This is a genomic window from Hyalangium sp. (assembly GCF_035629615.1).
In the GTDB taxonomy this organism is placed as follows: domain Bacteria; phylum Myxococcota; class Myxococcia; order Myxococcales; family Myxococcaceae; genus Hyalangium.
Genome location: NZ_DASPHO010000753.1, coordinates 1 through 2929, shown reverse-complemented (window position 1 = coordinate 2929; position 2929 = coordinate 1). Strand labels below are relative to the sequence as shown.

3 protein-coding genes are annotated in these 2929 nt (G+C 67.6%); 1 reads left to right on the top strand and 2 read right to left on the bottom strand.

The features are described from left to right. The first annotated feature begins 119 nt into the window (after positions 1–119). Complete coding sequence (locus tag VD972_RS37650) at positions 120–1205, top strand: LuxR C-terminal-related transcriptional regulator (protein ID WP_324993652.1); 1086 nt, start codon at positions 120–122, stop codon at positions 1203–1205. A gap of 16 nt (positions 1206–1221) precedes the next feature. On the opposite strand, the gene VD972_RS37645 is transcribed toward VD972_RS37650, so the two are convergent. Continuing rightward, on the bottom strand, positions 1222–1908 hold the full coding sequence (locus VD972_RS37645; protein WP_324993651.1) for an iron-containing redox enzyme family protein: 687 nt from the start codon (positions 1906–1908) through the stop codon (positions 1222–1224). A gap of 74 nt (positions 1909–1982) precedes the next feature. After that, positions 1983–2789: a GNAT family N-acetyltransferase gene (locus tag VD972_RS37640; RefSeq protein WP_324993650.1), complete on the bottom strand. Its 807-nt coding sequence runs from the start codon at positions 2787–2789 to the stop codon at positions 1983–1985. Positions 2790–2929: the final 140 nt, after the last annotated feature.

The following is a 2929-nucleotide window of genomic DNA, read 5'->3' as shown; positions in this document are numbered from 1 at the left end:
TCACCCCGGGAATCCAACCTGCCAGTACCCAAAAGTGTAACTGGCAGCTCTCACTTTCATCTTCTGCCGGGGCGTGTGCCTGGGTCCGTGGATGGGGACCCGGGCGGGGAGGGTACGCCATGGAGAGCTTGCTGAATCTTGACTCGCGCGAGCAGAAGCTCACGTTCGATTTGATGGAAGTGCTGACCAGCTCGTTGGATCTCTCGGACGTGCTCTCGCGCGCCTACGAGGTGCTGTCCAAGCTGCTGGCGGCAGACTATGCGGCGATCTGCATCTCCAAGCCGGGCCGGCTGGCAGACTATGACTGGATGGTGGCCGCCATGCCCTCGGAGTACTTCACGCGCTATCATGAGATGGCGCCAGAGGACTTTGTCCGGGAGGCGGTGATGCAGCACCCCAACCTGGTACTGCGCGACACGGAGATGCTGCCACGCGAGGAGCTGGAGCGGAGCCTGCTCTACCAGCGCTGCCGCGAGCTGGGCATGCCCCTGGAGCACGTGATGGCGGTGCTGCTGGATGTGGGGCGCGACTGGCATGGCGGCTTCATGCTGTACCGCGATCGGCGCCAGCCTTTCTCGGATCGGGAGCGGGCGTTGATGCAACAGATTACGCCCTGGCTGACGAAGACGGTGGCCAAGTGCCGGGAGGTGGGGGAGATCAAAGGGCAGAAGCGGGTGCTGGAGCACCTCTTCCAGCACCAGGGGGTGGAGAGCCTCGTGTTGACGTCCCAGGCCACGGAGTGGATGCGCACACCCGGAGCCACGGCGCTGCTGGAGGCCTGGTTCAAGCCGGAGGCGAGAGACGCCCACGGCTTGCCCAGCGCGCTGGTGGAGCGCCTCCTCGTGCTTACCTCAGGTAGGAGGGTGGGAGGCGCGGAGCGGGATACCTCGATGACGTTCGAGGGGGAGGAGAAGAAGCTCCGGGTGAGCTTCGTCCCGCTGCCAGAGCCTGGAAGCGGGCGGCTGTGGGGGCTGCTGCTTCAGGAGGTGTCGGACAGGACGCCCTTACCGCAAGCTTGGTGCAAGCTGCTCACCCAGCGCGAGGCGCAGGTGGCCGAGTGCGCGCTGCGGGGCTGGGACAACCAAACCATTGCGGAGCACCTCCACTGCTCGGTCGGCACGGTCAAGAAGCACCTGCAGCGCGTCTTCGACAAGATGGGAGTGGACACCCGGGCAGCGCTCATGAACAGGGCCACCCGGATGTGAAGGCCTCTCATCCCATTCACTCGGGCTCGGGGAAGAGGCCGGTGTAGAGCGCCCGGGTGTTGCGGGCCGAGAGAAGGATGGCGGCCTGCTCGGCTGGCTCGGTCAGCGTGCGCAGCACGGCCACCAGCTCCGCCACGTGTCCCCCGTCCGCACCTGCGTGGCCGCGCAGGAAGGTGACGGCCTTGCGGATGTTGGGAATGGCGTTGCGCTCCAGCAGCCGCTTCATCGCCTCTCCCGCCCGGTGCACGCTGAGGTACTCCAGCACGAAGGCCGTCCCGAGGAACGCCGTGGGGGAGCCGGCCTCCGACTGGAACCGGTTCCAGGCGATATAGGCCTCCACCGCGCGGCAGGGGTGGGTGCTCTCCACCTGCTTTCGCGTCCACCCGAGGTTCTTCAGGTCCGCCAGCAGCCACCGCTCGTGGCCGCGCTCCTCCGCGGCCTTCTGGAGCAGCAGCTCGGCGAGCATGACGTGCCGGCCCAGCCGCTTCATCCGCAGGCCCGCCTGCTCCAGCAGTGGCGTCGTCCACTGCACGTAGTGGTACGTCTGCACCAGCCAGGAGAGGTAGCCCTCCTTGCCGACGCTCCCGTTGAAGAGGCGCTGGGCCCCCGGGTGCATTCCCAGCTCCTCCACCAGCAGGCGCGCCTCGTCTTCCAGTGCGCTCGTCCAGTCCATCGGGTTCCAGCTCTGCGTCTGCGTCTGCATACACGTCTCCTGTGCGGGGCCGGCAACGGTCCCGTGCTTGGGTGGGGTGAGGGTGAGGGGGAGGGGGGCCCGGCTCAGGCGGCGCGGTGAGCGCCAGTGTCCAGGGCGTCAAACAGGGCCAGCGTGCTGGCCGGAATCTCATCCAGCGCGGCGATCAGCGGCATGGAGAAGCGGCGGAAGCCTGCGTCATAGAGGGGCGTGCCCATGAAGCGCGCGCCCATCTTGCGCGCAAAGAGTGCCAGCGTCCGCGGCAGGCGCAGGCCCTCGAGCTGACCTTGCCGCGCGCGGGTCCGCTCCAGGGGAGTGTAGAGCGTCGCGCTCGGTGCCTCGGGCGGAGCGTAAGAGGACAAGGTGCGGACAGACCAGCGGGGGCTCACCAGCCCCTGAAAGGCAGCGACCTGGAAGAGGAGGGCCGCGTCCTCGGCGGAGTCCGTCTCCGTGTTGGCCGAGGCAATCCAATGGCTCACCCCGAGGCGTCGGCTCTCCTGGTAGAGGCCGGCCTGCAGGCGCACGAGCACCTCGGAGTGGCGCCACTCCTTGAGGATGCAGAAGCGCGTGCTCTCCGCCAGGGAGAGCTCGGGCCCGTCCACGCTCGACAGATCGAGCTTCTGCTCGAGGGCAATGCCGAGGGGCCTCTCCGTGAGGAGCGCGACCTCCGGGTTGGGCAGCAGCAACCGCGAGGTGGCCACGGGCTTGGAGCCCGCATACACGATGAGGTGCACGGTGGTGGACAGGGTGTCGAAGCAGTCCACTTCGCGTGGCACAGGGGGCAGTGGCCCTCCGAGCAGTCTCAGCTCCTCTCCGAAGACAGCCCAGCGGACGCGGAGCGCGTCATCGAGCTGTCGCTGTGTGGTGGCAACAAGACAAGACAAGGGTGTCATGAGTCCTCCCTTCCAGAAGGCACATGGGTGAGTGCAGTGATGGGACGGCGAGAGAAGGACAGGGGGCGCGCGCAGGCACGCTCCGTCCGGAGGGCCCGGCGACGCGCCGTGGCCCTCTCTCTCCATTCGTCGCTGGAGCC